This is a genomic window from Candidatus Profftia sp. (ex Adelges kitamiensis), assembly GCF_020342455.1.
GTDB lineage: Bacteria > Pseudomonadota > Gammaproteobacteria > Enterobacterales > Enterobacteriaceae > Profftia.
On record NZ_CP080506.1, the window covers coordinates 700,373 to 718,684 of the forward strand.

Here is an 18,312-nt window from a genome sequence, read left to right on the forward strand (position 1 = left end):
ACAGGATAATTTAGAGCTACATATTATTAAATTACTTATATCAATGTAATTAATATACAAAAGCCAGTGCTTTAATAGGATGATCAGATTACATATTTAAAGATTATTTTCTTATTAAATACTTTGTGTCATTAAACCAATAGATGTAACACCTGCTACATGTAGCAAATGAAGTGTTTTAATGATTTCATTATAAGATATATCTTTAGAACCACCAATTAAAAACATTTTTTTTGGATTAATTTTAAGCTGTAACTGTACTTCTTTAATGACCTGATCTGCAAGAATATGTTCTATACGTTTATGTGAAATAACAACAGCATACTGCCCTATCCCAGAAACCTCAATAATAACTGGAAGATCATTGTTATTCATTAGTAATTTTTTTGAATCTTTATTATTAGGTAAATCAATGTTAATAATCTGAGTAACAATTGGAGATGATATAAGTAAAATTAATACTAAAACTAATAATACATCTAATAATGGAATAATATTAATTTCATATTTGCACACTCGACGGCTACTTAATTGTACCATACTACCTCCTAATTATTTTAGAATCAGTAGTAAAATCTTGACGGTATAAAATCGCAATAAATTCTTCTATAAAATTTCTATAATTATGTTCAATTTTATCTAAATATTGATTAAAACTATTGTATGCAATAACTGCCGGAATTGCAGTAAATAAACCAATAGCTGTTGCTATAAGTGCTTCTGATACTCCCGGTGCAATTATTTGCAGTGTTACCTGCTTAGAGGTAGTCCCTAAACCTATAAAAGTATGGATAATACCACAAACGGTACCAATTAAACCTATATATGGACTGATTGAACCAATAGTACCTAGAAATGGTATATATATTTCTAGCTCTTTTATTTCACAATTTAACGAGGTATTCATTACACGAGCGACACCTCTAATTACACTAGTTGTTGTTTGATTCTGTAAGATATGTAAACGCGTAAATTCTTTAAAACCAGAATAAAAGATCTGTTCAGAACCAACCAAACTATTGCAACGTATTTGACTTTCATGATAAAGTTGAGGTAATTTAATACCTGACCAAAATTTATCTTCAAAAGATTTAGCATGACGTATAGCCTTATTCATACTGCGAATACACTGTATAATAATAGTCCAAGATATAATAGAAAAACATATTAGAATTAATATGATAATTTTTACTAAAAAACTAGCTTTAAAAAATAAATCTAACATATCCATATCAGGCATTATTGCAACTCCGCATAAAATATTAAATGAATATTCTTAATTTAGTGTATATCCATGTATAAGTATAATACATAATCTTAAATAAAATTTTATTCTATAAATATAAATCACGATATTACATTATTTTAATTCCTATTTTTATTAAAAAAATACATAAAATATAAAAATATTATAAAATTTTTACTTTTTACTTTTGTAAAAAACTAAGTTTATTAATTATTTTAAATATCAAAACTATAAAATATTTTTATAGTTTATAACTTATAATACAAAGTTTATTAGTCTATATTATTACATATGTATGTGCTTTTATACATAAATAGTATTTAATAGATAACAATCAAAATATCGTACAGTTATTATGTTGTTTTAATGATAATTATGGATCACTATTATTGCTGAAATTTATATGATATCACTTAGCGTGATACACGCTAACAATGAGAGAACACTCACTAAAGTTATCTTATTTATGAAAAATTATTTATATCAATATATATTGTATATATTGATATAAATAATTTTATTAAATATACTTTCGAGCCTAAAGTACAAGGTACTTTAGGCTAATAATAATGATTTATTTTAGGTGTCTTATATCAGGTTTAAATTGTTTTATCGTAAGTTATGTTTTAATATAAAGATAAACCTTAAAAATATTTATTTTCCTTGTCAAATATAATTGTTATTGGAGAGATGTTATTAAAAATAAATAAATTTTACTTTTTTAAAAGTATAGAAAAATTCTAATTTTACTTAGAAGTAAGTTATTCAATATTCATGAATATTTTTATAAAATTATTGTAATATATATCCTATATTAATAAAAAATTTAAGCTTATATAAAACCTTTAATGCTAAAGTATTTATATTTACTTAGCTTAATTGTAACAGCACTGTGTGCAAAGTTATTTGATAATATAATAATGTTATTTTCATTAAACACACTCTTAACTATAACATGGTATATTAATCTCTTTGACTACGGACACTAATTTCGGCTAAAATAATTTCAATACCTTTTTTATCAATACAACGCATACCTTTAGTAGACAAACGCAAAGTAACAAAACGCTTTTCATCTTCAATCCAAAAACGATGTGAATGTAGGTTGGGTAAAAAACGTCTTTTAGTTGCATTCATCGCATGAGAAATTTTGTTACCGGTAACTGAATGTTTGCCAGTAACTTGGCAGATTTTAGACATATCTATCCTCTAAAAAAATAAGTTATCTACTATAACCATTAAGTTATCATAAGAAATATTATTTCTCTTTGTCTCTAGAGACATATGATTATTTTCTATGAAGAAAACCGTGAGTTATAAAGAAAATAACTGATGTTATATAACATTTGATTACAATAAATTTAGATCATATTACTTATAGTATACATAAAAGAATAACTACTCAATATTTAAATAATAAAATTATAGTAAGATTATTATAATTATTGAAATTTTATTTTCAGCAAAGGATATTATTTCGTAATTACTAATATCTTAATTATTATCATCTATTAGGTATACCTCTAATGAGAATGAGAATTTAGTTTTTTACTAAATCATATATAGATTTAATATAATCTTATATCAATTGTATTACTGTATAAAAAAATTATATATTAATAAGTAATAATGCATTCTTATTTAAATTAACTAAATATTTATATACTTACTGAAATTCTTAAAATATATATTTTATATAAAAATAAATATAAATTAAGTAAGATACTACTCGCTGTAAATAAACGATTATACCTATATATTAATATTTGCTAATATAAATATATTAATTAAGATAATGATTATTAAAGTATTTTTACTAATTCACTATAAAACTATTAAGAGTTATATTTAATATTGTTAATATTATTTTCCCCTGTGTATATACAAGAAAAATGCATTGATAATTTTTATATAAACTTGTTAGGTTATTAGTGAGATATAACAAGTATATGGTAAATTAATTATTACACTGTAATTAGGTATCAAGATATCTCTTAGAATAAAATTCTCTTATCTTAATTTTATTGAATATCGTTATCTAAAAATATAATTTAAGATTACTCTTATAGAGTATATTATTACTACAGTATTCTCTCATTATTGTTAAGATTTATGTATTTTATTAGTACATTACCGTAATATGTTAAACATTTTATATTCATATAAATATTTAGTTATATAGATAATTTGTATGAATAAATTCACAATATTAAATTTATATAAATGCATAAAATTAAATATTAACTTAATTTATCATTTACAATAATATCATCTTTAACTTAATATTTTATATTATTAAGTATAAATAACAATTAACTACTAACTTTAATATTTTATTGCTTTTAATTCTAAAATTACTATATTAGCATGATCAGTAAAAGTTTTAATAGTATAAAATATAAAAAAATTCATTATTTCCTTATAAATAAATGTATAGCTTTATAAGATTGTATTATATTATAAAAGATTACATTAAATTGGTAATATCAATACCATGCATAAAATACAGGGATGCAAAATGATTCGAAGCATGACTGCTTATACCTGTCGTGAAATGAAAAGTAACTGGGGAAGTGCATTTTGGGAAATTCGCTCTATTAATCAACGATATCTTGAAATATATATTCGTCTGCCAGAAGAATGTCGCAGCCTAGAACCTATGGTGCGTAAAATATTGCGCATGCGTTTAACACGTGGAAAAATAGAATGTGATTTAAGATTTTTATATGATTCAGTTACCAAAAGACCTATGATGCTAAATAAAAATTTAGCAAAACAACTACTTGAAGTAGCTAATTGGGTAAAAATTCAAAGCGATGAAGGTGAAATTAACCCACTAGACATTTTAAATTGGCCTGGTGTATTATTCTTCCCAAAACATGATATAGCAATCATTAGAACTGAACTAATGGATGCATTAACATTTGCTATAGATGATCTTATTGAGGCACGTGAAAGTGAAGGCTATGCTTTAAAAATTATAATAGAGAAACGTTTAAGAGAAATTTTAATTGAAGTATCCAAAGTTAAGCAGCAAATACCTATAATACTTAAATGGCAGCGTGAACGTTTATTTGGTAAGTTGAAGGAGGCACAAATTCAGTTAGAAAATAACCGTCTAGAACAAGAAATGCTTTTGATAGCACAACGCACTGACATTTCTGAAGAACTAGATCGCCTTGAAATACACGTTAAAGCAACATATAAGATTCTAAATCAAAATCACGCTATTGGTCGTCGCCTTGATTTTCTTATGCAAGAACTAAACCGCGAATCAAATACTTTAGCATCTAAATCTATCAATGCTGAAGTAACTGCCTCTGCAATAGAGATTAAAGTTCTTATTGAACAAATGCGTGAGCAGATTCAGAATATTGAGTGATATTTTTATATTAAATAAAAAGTACAACAATTTACTGTCACTATTTTATCCTATATTTTTTAGTGAAACTAAAACACTATATATTTTAACTAAATAACTCAGATAATATAAGTTTTATTATATTGCATCTTTGTATATAATCTAAAAAATATTAATAGAATATTTATATAATACCTGGAATATTATTCTTTAAACTGATAGATTTTTCAAAATTCAAATTTTGAGTATCTTTATATATCTGTTCCTTTAAATTATTAATTTTATGCTCGAAATGTTTAGGAGGTATTGCTTTATAAGCAGTTAAAAACATTTTTATTTGTATCTAGACATATAGTTAACTTTAAAATTTAAAGATAATTTCTCCTATTTGCACCGTATCTAAAATTTTCTTGTCTAACTTTTTTAGTATAATATTACATTTAAGATTATAAGATTGCTAATTAGCAATACCTCTGTTTGGTTACTTCTATTGATTTTTTATATATTTATAACATATCTATATAAAATATCCTGACATTTTGGATTGCTTGAAACTTAACTAATAGTTAATATTAGTAAACATTCAGATTATATTAGAAATAAATTTTATTCCCGCATCTAAAATAGCTATAAATGATATTTCCGGTATACTTATAATTTATCTTAATGATTATGGAGATATGGTTAAAATTCAGATATATGTGTTATTTTTGTAATAAATAAAAATATAATTCTTAATTTCGTATGTAGATTTTAGAAAGATCAATGATCTTTCTAATTCTTTTTTACTTGGCATATTTTAATTATTGGATCTAATAAACCCGTTGATTTGACTAATGAATTCATTACATAACAACAAATTATTTTAGTGTAAAATAATTTGTTGTTAAATTATCAATAGTTTAAAATAATCACTCCTCAAGCTATTTATATTTTATAGGTCCGTTATCTAAAGATAGTAGTAGATAAAACCTTATATTTTATCAATATCTCTTTACGAGATTTACCACTCAAATACATGCAGCATATTTATGAGATAGTTAATATTAAATTAATATTTTTACCACTAAATAATTATTAGGTGGATAATTAAAATAGTTAAATGTATTTAATTATTCTACTACTAGAAAAATAGCAAGAATAATTTTACTGCTCACAACAACAAAACTCATGTATCATTTCCATATGAAATTTAATACTTTTCGTTAAGAGCAGAGCTTTTGGAATTTTGTTATTTGGTAACAAAGTTGATAAAATTTTATTAAGATAAATTATAATTTTTACATAGCAGGTAAAATCATCTTGCGCGTGGTAACGTAATAATTTTTTAGATAAAATTGTAAAATATTAGATATCTCGCAATATTTTTCTATTTACAGGATTAAATAAAAATAAACTATTAATTTCTTTATTAAGTAATTCAATGCGCAAAACTTCATATTTCTATTCTACTAAATATATAGATCTATTTACCGTAAATATCAAACATACATTGATCATATTCTTTTATGACGTGTATACTATACTTACAATAAAGTATATAAAACAATACGCCAATCTATAATTAATCTTAGTATTACATATAATACCATATATAAAGATAAATACTGGCATAACCTAAACTATAAATTGCAGAAATTAAAGTGTTAGGGATAAGATTTTTACGCTTAAACAATACTTTAGTTACAGAAAGAGATATTTATTTAATAAATAAATTTACTAAGAATCATTTTTCAATTAAATAATTAAGACTTGATATATAATCTTCAGGCTTATAATAATAATTAGAAATAAAGTATTCAACATTATTCTCAGGAAAAAACTTCATTATATTATATAGATTAATGCTATTGAAGTTTTATTAGGCATTATCACTATCCACAAATTATTAAAATCGGCAATAACATTAGCTATTCTAAATATTTTATCTGATTCTATAATGCCCAATATTGTTTAATAGTGCAAGATAGCTTTTAAATCTTTTTATAATAGACGAATAACTTCGATTTATTTACCATCAGGTATAAATAAAGGCATAAAAGTTAATTTTTTTTACTTATGAATCATAACTTTGCTGTAATATATTTGCATAATTTTTTGTTATTTTAATATTATAATATTTTAATATTAGATTAATATAAATTTATAATATTCACTTACTATCATAAATAATATTATAAAAAATCATACATGAGATATCTTATTAATTTTAAATTAAGCTATTTAAAATACTATACAATGTGTTAACTAACAAGACAATTATATTTTTTTAAATTTAAAATTTTTAGTATATATCATAAAAATGTAACTGTCATTATAATAACAATAGACAATATTATTTCTTTAAATATTTAATAATTATTAAAGGCTTCATTAAAATAATTAATAAAAATATATCTGATACTTATAAAACATAAATACTTTTAAGGTATTAATAAATAAATAACATAGTAATAATAATCATTACCTTAATGATTATAAAATTATAATAATTGAATTATAAAATGTTAAGATTGCACTAAAATATAATCTTATATTATAATAATTTATTAACATAAGCTAATGTGGATCATTTTTAAAATATAGATTATTTTAATAGTCTACGTTTGAATTTTAGTATTTTAACTTATCAAAGTGATAATTTTAAAATATTTTTTTATTTACTTAAAATTTTCTTTAAAAATATATATATTCCTACAATATAATAAACATTTTATAAATAAGGATTAATAAATAATATGATGCGTATTACTTTATTTTTGCTAACTAACCTAGCAATTATGCTTATATTTAGTGTAGTATTAAGGTTAACTGGAATTGAATTATCTAGCATACAAGGCCTACTAATTACAGCATTACTACTAGGTTTTGGTGGTTCTATCCTTTCCCTATTGATGTCTAAGTGGATGGCGTTACGTTCTGTTGGTGGTGAAGTAATAAATCAACCACGTAATGACATAGAAAGTTGGTTAGTTAAAACTGTAAATCTTCAATCACAACAGGTAGGTGTTAATATGCCAACAGTAGCTATTTATCACGCAGAAGATATAAATGCCTTTGCAACTGGTCCTAGTCGTAATTCATCATTAATAGCTGTGAGTACAGGTATGCTGAAAAATATGAGCCATGATGAAATTGAAGCGGTTTTAGCACATGAAATAAGTCATATTTCTAACGGAGATATGGTCACTATGATGTTAATACAAGGCATAGTAAATACTTTTGTTATTTTTATTTCCCGTTTAATAGCACAAATTATTGCAGGATTTTTCTCTAGCGAGAATGATGAAACAGAAAAACACAATAATATTGATAACTCTATTATTTATTTAACTATATCAATGATATTAGAGTTAGTGTTTGCTATACTTGCGAGTATAATCACTATGTGGTTTTCACGTTATCGAGAATTTCGTGCTGATGCTGGTGCTGCAAATTTAGTAGGTAATCATAAAATGATTGCTGCATTAGAGCGTTTAAAAACAAGTTATACACCGCAAGAAGAAAATCATATTATAACATTTTGCATAAATGGTCGTAATCAATCTTTTAGTGAACTTTTTTTATCGCACCCACCATTAGAAAAACGTATTCAAGCTCTTAAGATTCTTAATACCTGAAATTTTATTTAGAAGAATAAATACATAAAAGTAAATATATTTAGAAGGGTATTATTTAAAATTAAGATAATTTTTAATAAACTTAACTTTTGTACAATTTTATTTATCTTTTGAAAAATTATTTACTATATAATTTTAATAAAATAACTAATGAATAGTATTCACCTAATATATCCAAATATCTTTATTAAATACAAACAATACTAATGAGTATGATTTTTTAAATTTTACTATTTTGATAAAATAATCATAATTAGATAAAATATTTTTATATAAAAAAATATTTTTTTAAAAACAGAATATTATATTGTCTTTATAAAAATATTTATAGATTACTAAAAATATAAATTACTTATCATAAAAAATTGCAAATCACTAGCTTGTAAAAATTACAGTCATAATCAGTCTATACGATAATATATTACAGATTACGAAGTTAAAGTATAGTTAAGATAGTTTTCCTAGCATGAAAAATATGTTTTATATACCTTGCATAAATATAGTGTTTCTGACAAATTACTATTTATATGTATACTTTAATTTTAATGGAACAACATAACCACAGTTAGTTAAGATATATACTTAACTTTATTTATTTAATATATTATTAAAAATTAATATTTTATAAGTATTGATACTTAGTAATAAAGATATGATAAAAATTAGAAAAATATAAACAATATAAATATAAATAAAATTATTTATATACAACTTATTTAATAAGTAACATCAGTAAATCAAAAAGTTTTTTATAATACTAATTGATACATAAATATACTAGAATTTACAGCCTGACAAAATAAAAGCTAAATTTTAAAAATAGAATAAATGTCTTTTTTATATAATGCATTGGAAATATTAATTAATAGCGTTGATATAAATAAAATTATCCAGATAATAATAGATTATATCTAATAATACAATATGAGAAAATATTTAATCCTTATTAGGATAAGAAATATTCTTTTTCATTATTAACTCATTCTTTAGTTAATAAACTATCCATTAATTAATCATTAATAATGTAAACTTTATGTATAATAAAGAGTTATATCAGTAAATTAAAAATTTAGATTTAAGTATCTTACTCTAGTATACTAAAACTATGATATATGTATGATTATTCAATATTATTATTCTAATTATTAAAAAAGAAATCAGTTCATCTCTAATATATTATTTAATAATTTATTCAAAATAATGTTATCTAAATGATTTATTTAACAAATAATTTCAATTTTTAGTAAAATATACTTTTATACTATATTACTTATTTTTATAATAAATTATAAAGTATATAAAATACTTTTCATCATATTTTTAAGTAAACAACTGTAAATATTTAGTAAGACTAATATTCCTTTATAACACTGCAATCGTCACAAGTGAACTCCTTTATCTTACTAAAGTTATTATATATATTTTTATAATATAATTATATTCAGTATAGTTATATTAATAGGTGTATCGTACATATAGACCTCTAAGGAATAATTACTACATATTAAAAAATTATCTTAATCTAAGTTACCTGTATAATATAATAAATATAGAAGTTAATATTTGATCATTTATATATTTATTAGTATATTTTAGAGATACTCTATAAGAGAGAGAGGTAAGATACAATAATACAATTATCTCTACCTTATTTATTAATAGTATATAAATAAACCAAAAGAATAATCACATAAAAATATAATTTAAAAATATTTTATCTGAATTATTTAAAAATTTTAATAATTACTCAAATTTATTGTGAGATGGTAGTAATATAAACAGTATATCAAACAGATAATAGTTTATTTATGAGTAATTTTTATTAAACTTAATAATTACTATATAATTGGAAATAACTAATGATATAGTAAATTATTTAAAGTTATAATAACTCTTAATAAAATTTACTTTAATAACTAAATTACTTAAGTTTTATTTTATATATTTATATCTAGAAGATATATCTTATATTTTTGATATATTAAAAGTAAAAAAACTACATAATAAGTATATAAAATTTATAAAATATACAACGTAAATATTTATTTATATCTCTAATATTTTTTATTAAATACATTTAAAAATAAAAGTATACTAGTAAGGTTATTAGTAAGGAATCAATTTACTTGTGGCACTAATAGTAATTATAATATATTATTATTAGTTAGAATATTTTTATTCTATAATTATATAGGAAAAATAATAAAAAAATTATAAAGTTTTTTTATTTTGATGACTGTTATTACAATAATAATAAAAGATACATCTATCTATTTAGGTAAGTAAAATTCGTATAAAATATTATTATATAATAATCTAAATATTTTTATAAAACTCACACTAATCAAGGATATGTATTTACTGAATATCATTGTCAGTAATAGATATAATGTCTAGTTAGGAATATATCTGTGATATAGTAATAGAATTGTATTTAATGAAATTATATTTATTTCTAATAACAAGAATATAAAATCTATTTAAGTGTTACTTACGCTATTTAAAAAATAAAAACTTAAAAGACTATTTACTATTTATTAAATAATACTTATGGAGTAATCTAAAGATAATTAATATTATGTTAACAACCACTTAAAGAAATAAGTATACTTTATATAAATATAAGATAAATATGAGATATATATAGTAATTAGTATCACATAAATAGATATTCCTTACGCAGCGGGACTCTTATTAAATATAAATATCTTATAAAAAAAAACATAATATACTATTAATAATATTATAAAACAAAAAATTTACTATTATTATCTTACTTATAATTTTTAATAAAACATCATTAATTTCTAAGAAAGATCACCTAAAAAAATAATAGCTATCCCTTGAATAGGGTATACAAAAATATAACTAGGATTATCTGCCAATCTATTGATATATCTTAATATTAAGAATATAATTTATTATATGGAGTATGTTATTATCTAATTCGATTAGATAATCAGGTTTAAGTAAATTTATTTTATGCAAGATATGGTAAATGACTTTTAATTAGAAATATAAATATATTTTTTATAAAAAAATTACTTTAATAAACCTTCCTTTTAGGAAAAATATATTAAATAGATTATTAATTTACATTATATAGTTGTAATATAAATTTAGTATCTTTACTATAAAAATACCTTATCTTGAATATAACAAATTTAATTAATATTTTTCTTGTTATTTAAATTAGAATAAGATTCTATATATTTTTTTGATATTTAATTTTATTATTAAGATATTCAATTATTCTAAAATATCAGGTTACATGATCGATCAAGTTACAATACCTCCTTACAAACTATATAAGAGTATTTATTATGACTGCAATATTATTTAAAGATTTTAAGTTTGAGGCTGCACATCGCTTACCATATGTTTTAGAAAATCATAAATGTAGTCGATTACATGGTCATTCTTTTTTAGTGCGTATTGAAATTACTGGAGAAATAGATATTTATACAGGTTGGGTTATGGATTTTTCAGAGCTTAAATCAAAATTTAAACCAATTAAAGATCGTTTAGATCATTATTATCTAAACGATATTCCTGGACTAGAAAATCCTACTAGCGAAATCTTAGCAAAATGGATATGGAAAGAACTTAAACCTAAACTATCTTTATTAAGCGCAATATCCGTGAAAGAAACATGCACCGCTGGATGTATATATCGCGGATAATTTAAGTATGTACCTATCTATAGATTTCTCTCTTTATAATAAAATATACAATAAATAAAAAAATTTTTAAATTATACAACCAAAATGATATTTTTTATTTTAAAAATAAAAGATTATTTTTGTTTATAAATAATTCTTTAATTTATAAAGAATATTTTACTCTTTTAGGAAATTGGATTACTTGTAATTCACACTGTAATATTTTTTATAAAAATAAATATATTATATAATTAATAATTATATTACTCCTGATGTTATTTAATTGAATATATAAATTTTATTAAAAGTTTAAGATAGAAGTTTAAAGACAATATTAAAATTAGAAGAGATAAGAATCAGGTTAATGTTTAATAATAAAAAATCTCTAGTTAAATTTAAGTAATCTTGCTATATATGAAATATTAAAAATAAACCTTATAATATAATAAATAAGTTAAAAACTTTATACAATAAATTCATATAATGCGTTGATATGGACTAAACTATTTTAAAATAGTTTATTTAAATTATCTTCTTCTTGTATATAAAAACTTTTAATTTTTTATTTCATTATACTTTTAATATACTACATAACTTTTATCTTTACACTATAAGTAATATTACTGCATAATACTTAGTATCCTATGCTAATTATCTACGCGGCAAATAATATAAAGGATTTACAGGTTTTCCTTTATAACGAATTTCAAAATGTAATCTTACTGAACTAGTTCCCGTACTACCCATAGTTGCAATTTTTTGACCAGCTTTTACTTCTTGCTGTTCTTGTACTAGTATAGTCTCATTATGTGCATAAGCGCTTAAATAGTTATTATAATGTTTAATTATAATTAAATTACCATACCCACTAAGAGCATTACCGGCATATACTACACGACCATTCGCCGTAGCTAATATATCTTGGCCTCGTAGACCAGCAATATCTAATCCTTTATTCCCACCTTCCGCAGAAGAGAAATTGTCGATGATTTTACCTTTAGTAATCCATTTCCAAATATTAGATGGGTTATTACCTAAAAGACTTTTCGTCGATGAGTTTAGATTTATTGCTGAAGAGGTTATAGTTTTTTTAGAAACAGATCGAGGAAATATTGGATTAATATTTCGTATACCTGTATTTTTAGAATGATATTTATTAAATGAAGAATTAATATTAGTTATAGTAACATTACTACTTGAATGTTGAGTTAAAATTCTATGTTTTTTATTCTTATCTATAATCAAGTTATTATTGTAGTTTATATTTAATTGAATAGTCTGACCAATATAAAGATTGTAAGGTTTAGTAATATTATTTTTCTTCGCAAGCATACGGCAGTTACTTCCCGAAATCCACGCGACATAATACATAGTATCACCACGTTTGATGGTATATGTATTATTATTATAACTTCCATAGGGAATTTTATAATAACTACGTTTATATAAAATAGGATCTTTTTTACTGTTTTTTACTAAATGACTACGCTTTTCCCTATTTGAAAATATATTAATATCACTCATTCTGTGTATTGTAGTGATTGGTGCAGAGATATTGTATGACGAACAACTAGTTAAACATAAAGTCATTAAAGTAAAAGCCTTTATATGACTCCAATTTATTAATAAACCTGTAATATTCTTATAGTTTTTATATAAACGCATTTATTTTGCAATGCTTCCATGTTGCAATTTTAAATAAGCTATATCTTTAGAGCTTGTATTATAAAAAATAGTTTTCAGTAGGGTTCTTAACTCACATATAGTATTATCAAGGAGAAAATTTAATCTCTAATAATCAGATAAATTTAATACATTACTTATGTATTATCTATATTAATAATTATTGAGGTTAACACCATAACTTTTTAGTATAAATAATTTTGAATTAGTATGTATTAAATAAATACAATCAGATCTAATGATCTATTATATTTTATATTCTCTTTTATTAAAAATTAACTCTTTCTATAAAAAATGTACTATTTTATTAAATAGTTGAATTATTCAAGTACTACCAGTAAATTGCTATTCAATATTATTAAAAATAATATATTTTAATTTTTATATTATATAAAAATATCTGGGACATTAATTAATAATTAAAATAAATTTAATAGTAATAGATTTACTCTATAATACTTATTATAAAAAATATTTTTATACCTAGTATATATACTATAATTGTTTAATAGTATTCCCTGTATTATTTATTATAATTTGATAATAGAAATACATAAATTATATATTAATATATAATAATTAACTATTACTTAAATTATTTTTATAATGGATAAAAAAGATAAATAATTTTCTTATTATCATTAAAAAATATCATTAAATATTTTTTATGATCTTTATCTAAAGAAACTTTAAAAAAAGTTTACGATAAATTATTGAATATATCTAAAGAATAGTTTTATAAAGGTGTATATTAATAATTACTTGGTTAGATATATAATATTTTTATTAATTATTTTGAAAGAATATAAAAATAGCATTTAATTTATAATATTATTTTGTGATCTATTACTGAATTATCAATACTTCTGTAAAGATTCATATTAATTAATATACTAATACAGAAAAACTTATTTTTATTAAAATATTTACTAATTCATTCTATTAATTAGTAAATAAAAATATTTTAGATATATTATTAAACAGAAAAGCATAGTTTAGTAAATACTAAATAAGTTTATTATTAGTTTTATGAAATTAAAAAATTGAGTATATGTTATATATCTTGAAAACTACAAGAAATTTATGATTATTTATGGATTATTAAATCTATACAATTATACATACAATGTATTTTGTTTAATATTTTTATTATAAAAAGTACTATTTAATATAATTAAAATATCTATTATATGTATTTAAAAATATTTATATAGCATTTTATACTCACTAATAATCAATAATATAATGAAATCTTAAAACTTACAAGAATATTCTATACTTTCAATTAAAATAATACAAATATCTAACCTTATATAGTTAATAAATTTAATGTTTAATATTGATAGTAGTAATTTTATATAAAACTATCTTAATATATCTTTAGTATATAATAATAATGTTACATAATATAATACTAAATTATTTTTAGCAAAATAATATTTATTTTAATACTGTAATTAATTATCTGTAGTGATAAAGTTATTTAATTTATTAAACATAATTAACGATTACTCTAATAATTACTTACAACTTAATAATTACTCATAGTTTAGTATACTTCATAAGTATGCAATAAATGCACTATAATAATGCATCTCTTTTAATGTAGATTAAAATAATTATCTTTATTAAGAGATTAACATATTACACTATAATATATACGCAAAAAATACAAATTTTACTTATAATTTTATAAATTATAGAATTTAATATTATTATATTATAAGATGTATACTTCTATTTAAAAAATTAACAATAGTACACATAAAAGTAGCTATGTTTTAAGTAATTCTAAAAACACTCAATATAATATTTGCTAAACTTGATTTTTTACTAAAAAACAATCTTTGTATTATCTAAACATCTTTTATATAAGGTTATCTCGTAATTAATAATTTTAGTTTTTAACTAAAATGTTAATTATATTTATTATTATCTTAGTTATATTTATTAATATCCAAATGGTCATTTTTTTTGAGAAACTTGTAAAATTGGGAGTAGCGCGTAATATATACCAAATTTTACAAGTGTTTGTTTAAAATTATTTTCATAAAAAATATATTAGCGTATAAGTAAATATAGATTTGTCCCGTTACGTAACATATGTAGAGCTATAACTGGAGGATTAGTTGCCAAAGCTTTACGTAATGATGCGATATTATGGATACGTTCGCTATTTACACCAATGATTAGATCACCTTTATGTATACCCATTTTAGCGGCAATAGAACCTTTTGCAACATCATCAATATGAATTCCTGGAGTGCCCTTTAGATCACTATCACTGAGTGTTGCTCCTTGGAGGGCGGGGCATATATTTTCCGCTTGAGTAGTAGTTAAACCACTATCACCCAAAGTAACAGGAACTGTTAATGGTTTACCATTACGTAATATACCAAGTTTTAGAACGGTACCTGGTGCTGCAGAACCAATTTTAGCGCGTAATTCAGCAAAACTACTCAGTTGGTGACCATCTAAGGATATTATTACATCACCTGCCTTAATTCTTGCTTTAGCTGCAGCTGAATGAGGTAAAACTTCATTAACAAAAGCCCCACGCTGGGCATCTAATTTAAATGCTTGTGCGAGATCAGCTGTCATTTCTCGACCACGAATACCTAAAACACCACGTTTAAACTCACCATACTTAATTAATTGAGCACTAAGACTTTGAGCCATATTACTAGGAATTGCAAAACCAATACCAATATTACCACCCCCAGGTGCTAATATTGCGGTATTAATACCTATGAGTTCGCCTTGCAAATTAATTAATGCTCCGCCAGAATTACCACGATTAATAGCAGCATCAGTTTGAATAAAGTTTTCTAAGCCTTCAAGATTTAAACCGCTGCGTCCTAATGCAGAGATAATACCAGATGTAGCAGTTTGACCAATACCAAAAGGATTACCTACAGCAACGGCAAAATCACCTACTCTAAGTTTATCTGAGTCAGCAATTTTTATTGCAATTAAATTTTTAGCTCCTATCAATTGGATAAGAGCAATATCAGATTGCTCATCTCGACCGATAAGCTTAGTCGCATACTCACGTCCATTATTCAATTGTACTTTTATAGTAGTAGCATCACTTATTACGTGATTATTAGTTAGTACATAACCTTTTGTGGCATCAATAATAACACCGGATCCTAATCCTTCAAACTGGCGTTCTACCCCCCTGGATATTCTAGTATTCTGCATTCCTTCAACATGGACACTCACTACTGCTGGTAATACTTTATCCAACATTGGAGCTAAACTGGGAACGCTTTGTACAGCAATTATCGGCGGTAATGCTGCATTGACTATTGGTGTAGAAAATATTGTTAAACCCATACTCAAAATATATACACTATGCAAAAAAAAATTTTTATTCGTCATTAAATTAGTTCTCATTTCTTTCAAAAAGATGCAATGTATCTTAGTAATAAGCTTCTGCTATTGCTACTTAAGAACAGGTATAGCGTACTACATACTTATTCTTACAATGTGATAGATTGATATTCCAGCAGGTTAATAAAAGAATTACTGCTAGTAAATAAATAACATATAACAATTTATTTATTGCTATGCTCAGCTTGTAAGATTCCGGAAGATCCTTCAGAATAATCTCGAGGAGGAAATTCTATAGGTAACTGATCGTTCTCAATTGAATTTAACCTATACCTAAATGGATTATTTTGTTGGGGTGTACCAGGTAGAAGGTTTTTTGAACTTGTCATCATATGATCATAAATTTGACGATAATTATTATTCATATTTTCTAGTAGTTCAGCGCTATGGGCAAAATGCCCTACTAACTCTTGACGATATTGTGCTAATTCATTTTTGCTTTTTTCCAGTTCATTTTTTAACATCTGTTGATGATAAGGTTTTGGGTTGCTAAAATGCATTAATATAACACCAATCAAAATACCAAAAACTAAACCAATAAGTATATACTCCCAAGTCATAATTACTCCTATAATTATATATAATTATTATTGTATATATAAAATATTTTATTTATTAACCTATGTTATTTATAGATAATATTACCACGTGCAAACACACTATAATCGTTAATTTTAATAAACTAAAATTATTCATGTGTATTGTATTGTATTAAGTTAAATTAATATTTAAATAAGATATCTTACTACTTGTTCATTTAAGTTACTTAAGGATCAGTAGCGATAACAAAATAAAAAAACTATCAGATAATATGAGCCTAATAAGTAATTTGATTTCTCGTGTATAAATAATATAAAGATTAATCTCCTAGTAATAGGTTTTAAAAAACCTACAAATTTTTTATATTGTGTTTAAGTCAGTAAACTAAGGAGGGAATTTATTATTTATCAATATATAAATATTCCCCAAAAATAATTAATAGAATTAAAATATAACAACTTACAATTTTAGCTTAAAAATTTTGTAGAAAATAACATAAAGTATCAATACTATATTTTTTTTCAAAAATCTAATTATATAGATGATTTCATCTAATAGTACTAAATAATATAGATAAAAATTATTTATATAAATTTAACTTTAGTAAAACCTCTCACTTTAGGTATTAAATAGTAATACATATAAAATACATAATATTTTCTACAAAATACTAAAATTTTTTATAAAAAATTCATTGTATAAAAAACCTATTAAAAATATTCAAACATAGAATAATAATTCTATTCTAAATGAAATACTATTCAATATAAAGATGAATACTAATAAATTACTATTTTAAAGGAT

The 18,312-nt window shown here is 22.3% G+C and carries 8 protein-coding genes and 1 pseudogene; 3 read left to right on the forward strand and 6 right to left on the reverse strand.

Going from position 1 to position 18,312, the window contains the following annotated elements; all coding sequences use genetic code 11:
• Positions 1-114: 114 nt before the first annotated feature.
• The 3 genes from tolR to rpmB all read right to left on the reverse strand — a co-directional run bounded on the left by tolR (position 115) and on the right by rpmB (position 2,446).
• Complete coding sequence (tolR, locus tag K0T98_RS01900) at positions 115-540, reverse strand: colicin uptake protein TolR (RefSeq protein WP_225639189.1); 426 nt, start codon at positions 538-540, stop codon at positions 115-117.
• 1 nt (position 541) lies between these two features.
• The gene (gene tolQ, locus K0T98_RS01905) at positions 542-1,240 is read right to left on the reverse strand and encodes a protein TolQ (RefSeq protein WP_225639190.1); all 699 of its coding nucleotides are present in this window, start codon (positions 1,238-1,240) and stop codon (positions 542-544) included.
• A 969-nt stretch (positions 1,241-2,209) separates the two neighbouring features.
• Positions 2,210-2,446, reverse strand: a complete 237-nt coding sequence (gene rpmB / locus K0T98_RS01910) for a 50S ribosomal protein L28 (protein ID WP_225639191.1) — start codon at positions 2,444-2,446, stop codon at positions 2,210-2,212.
• Positions 2,447-3,764: 1,318 nt separating this feature from the next.
• Between rpmB and K0T98_RS01915 the strand changes: the two genes are divergently transcribed.
• The 3 genes from K0T98_RS01915 to queD all read left to right on the forward strand — a co-directional run bounded on the left by K0T98_RS01915 (position 3,765) and on the right by queD (position 11,910).
• The gene (locus K0T98_RS01915) at positions 3,765-4,628 is read left to right on the forward strand and encodes a YicC/YloC family endoribonuclease (RefSeq protein WP_225639670.1); all 864 of its coding nucleotides are present in this window, start codon (positions 3,765-3,767) and stop codon (positions 4,626-4,628) included.
• A 2,717-nt stretch (positions 4,629-7,345) separates the two neighbouring features.
• Complete coding sequence (gene htpX, locus K0T98_RS01920; protein WP_225639192.1) at positions 7,346-8,227, forward strand: protease HtpX; 882 nt, start codon at positions 7,346-7,348, stop codon at positions 8,225-8,227.
• A 3,323-nt stretch (positions 8,228-11,550) separates the two neighbouring features.
• Positions 11,551-11,910, forward strand: coding sequence for a 6-carboxytetrahydropterin synthase QueD (gene queD / locus K0T98_RS01925; RefSeq protein ID WP_225639193.1), 360 nt, complete (start codon positions 11,551-11,553; stop codon positions 11,908-11,910).
• A gap of 630 nt (positions 11,911-12,540) precedes the next feature.
• Here queD and nlpD read toward each other — a convergent pair.
• From nlpD to zapG, 3 genes and pseudogenes are all read right to left on the reverse strand, one after another.
• Entirely contained in the window at positions 12,541-13,554 is a 1,014-nt protein-coding gene (gene nlpD, locus K0T98_RS01930) for a murein hydrolase activator NlpD (RefSeq protein WP_225639194.1), read from the reverse strand.
• A gap of 2,079 nt (positions 13,555-15,633) precedes the next feature.
• Positions 15,634-16,848, reverse strand: a pseudogene (locus K0T98_RS01935) (Do family serine endopeptidase); the annotation flags it as partial.
• A 284-nt stretch (positions 16,849-17,132) separates the two neighbouring features.
• Complete coding sequence (zapG, locus tag K0T98_RS01940; RefSeq protein ID WP_225639196.1) at positions 17,133-17,528, reverse strand: Z-ring associated protein ZapG; 396 nt, start codon at positions 17,526-17,528, stop codon at positions 17,133-17,135.
• Between the last annotated feature and the right edge of the window lie 784 nt (positions 17,529-18,312).

Excerpts from the sequence above, each read along its gene's own strand:
- tolR (WP_225639189.1), bottom strand. The coding sequence starts at position 540 with ATGGTACAATTAAGTAGCCGTCGAGTGTGCAAATATGAAATTAATATT.
- tolQ (WP_225639190.1), bottom strand. The coding sequence starts at position 1,240 with ATGCCTGATATGGATATGTTAGATTTATTTTTTAAAGCTAGTTTTTTA.
- rpmB (WP_225639191.1), bottom strand. The coding sequence starts at position 2,446 with ATGTCTAAAATCTGCCAAGTTACTGGCAAACATTCAGTTACCGGTAAC.
- K0T98_RS01915 (WP_225639670.1), top strand. The coding sequence starts at position 3,765 with ATGATTCGAAGCATGACTGCTTATACCTGTCGTGAAATGAAAAGTAAC.
- htpX (WP_225639192.1), top strand. The coding sequence starts at position 7,346 with ATGATGCGTATTACTTTATTTTTGCTAACTAACCTAGCAATTATGCTT.
- queD (WP_225639193.1), top strand. The coding sequence starts at position 11,551 with ATGACTGCAATATTATTTAAAGATTTTAAGTTTGAGGCTGCACATCGC.
- nlpD (WP_225639194.1), bottom strand. The coding sequence starts at position 13,554 with ATGCGTTTATATAAAAACTATAAGAATATTACAGGTTTATTAATAAAT.
- zapG (WP_225639196.1), bottom strand. The coding sequence starts at position 17,528 with ATGACTTGGGAGTATATACTTATTGGTTTAGTTTTTGGTATTTTGATT.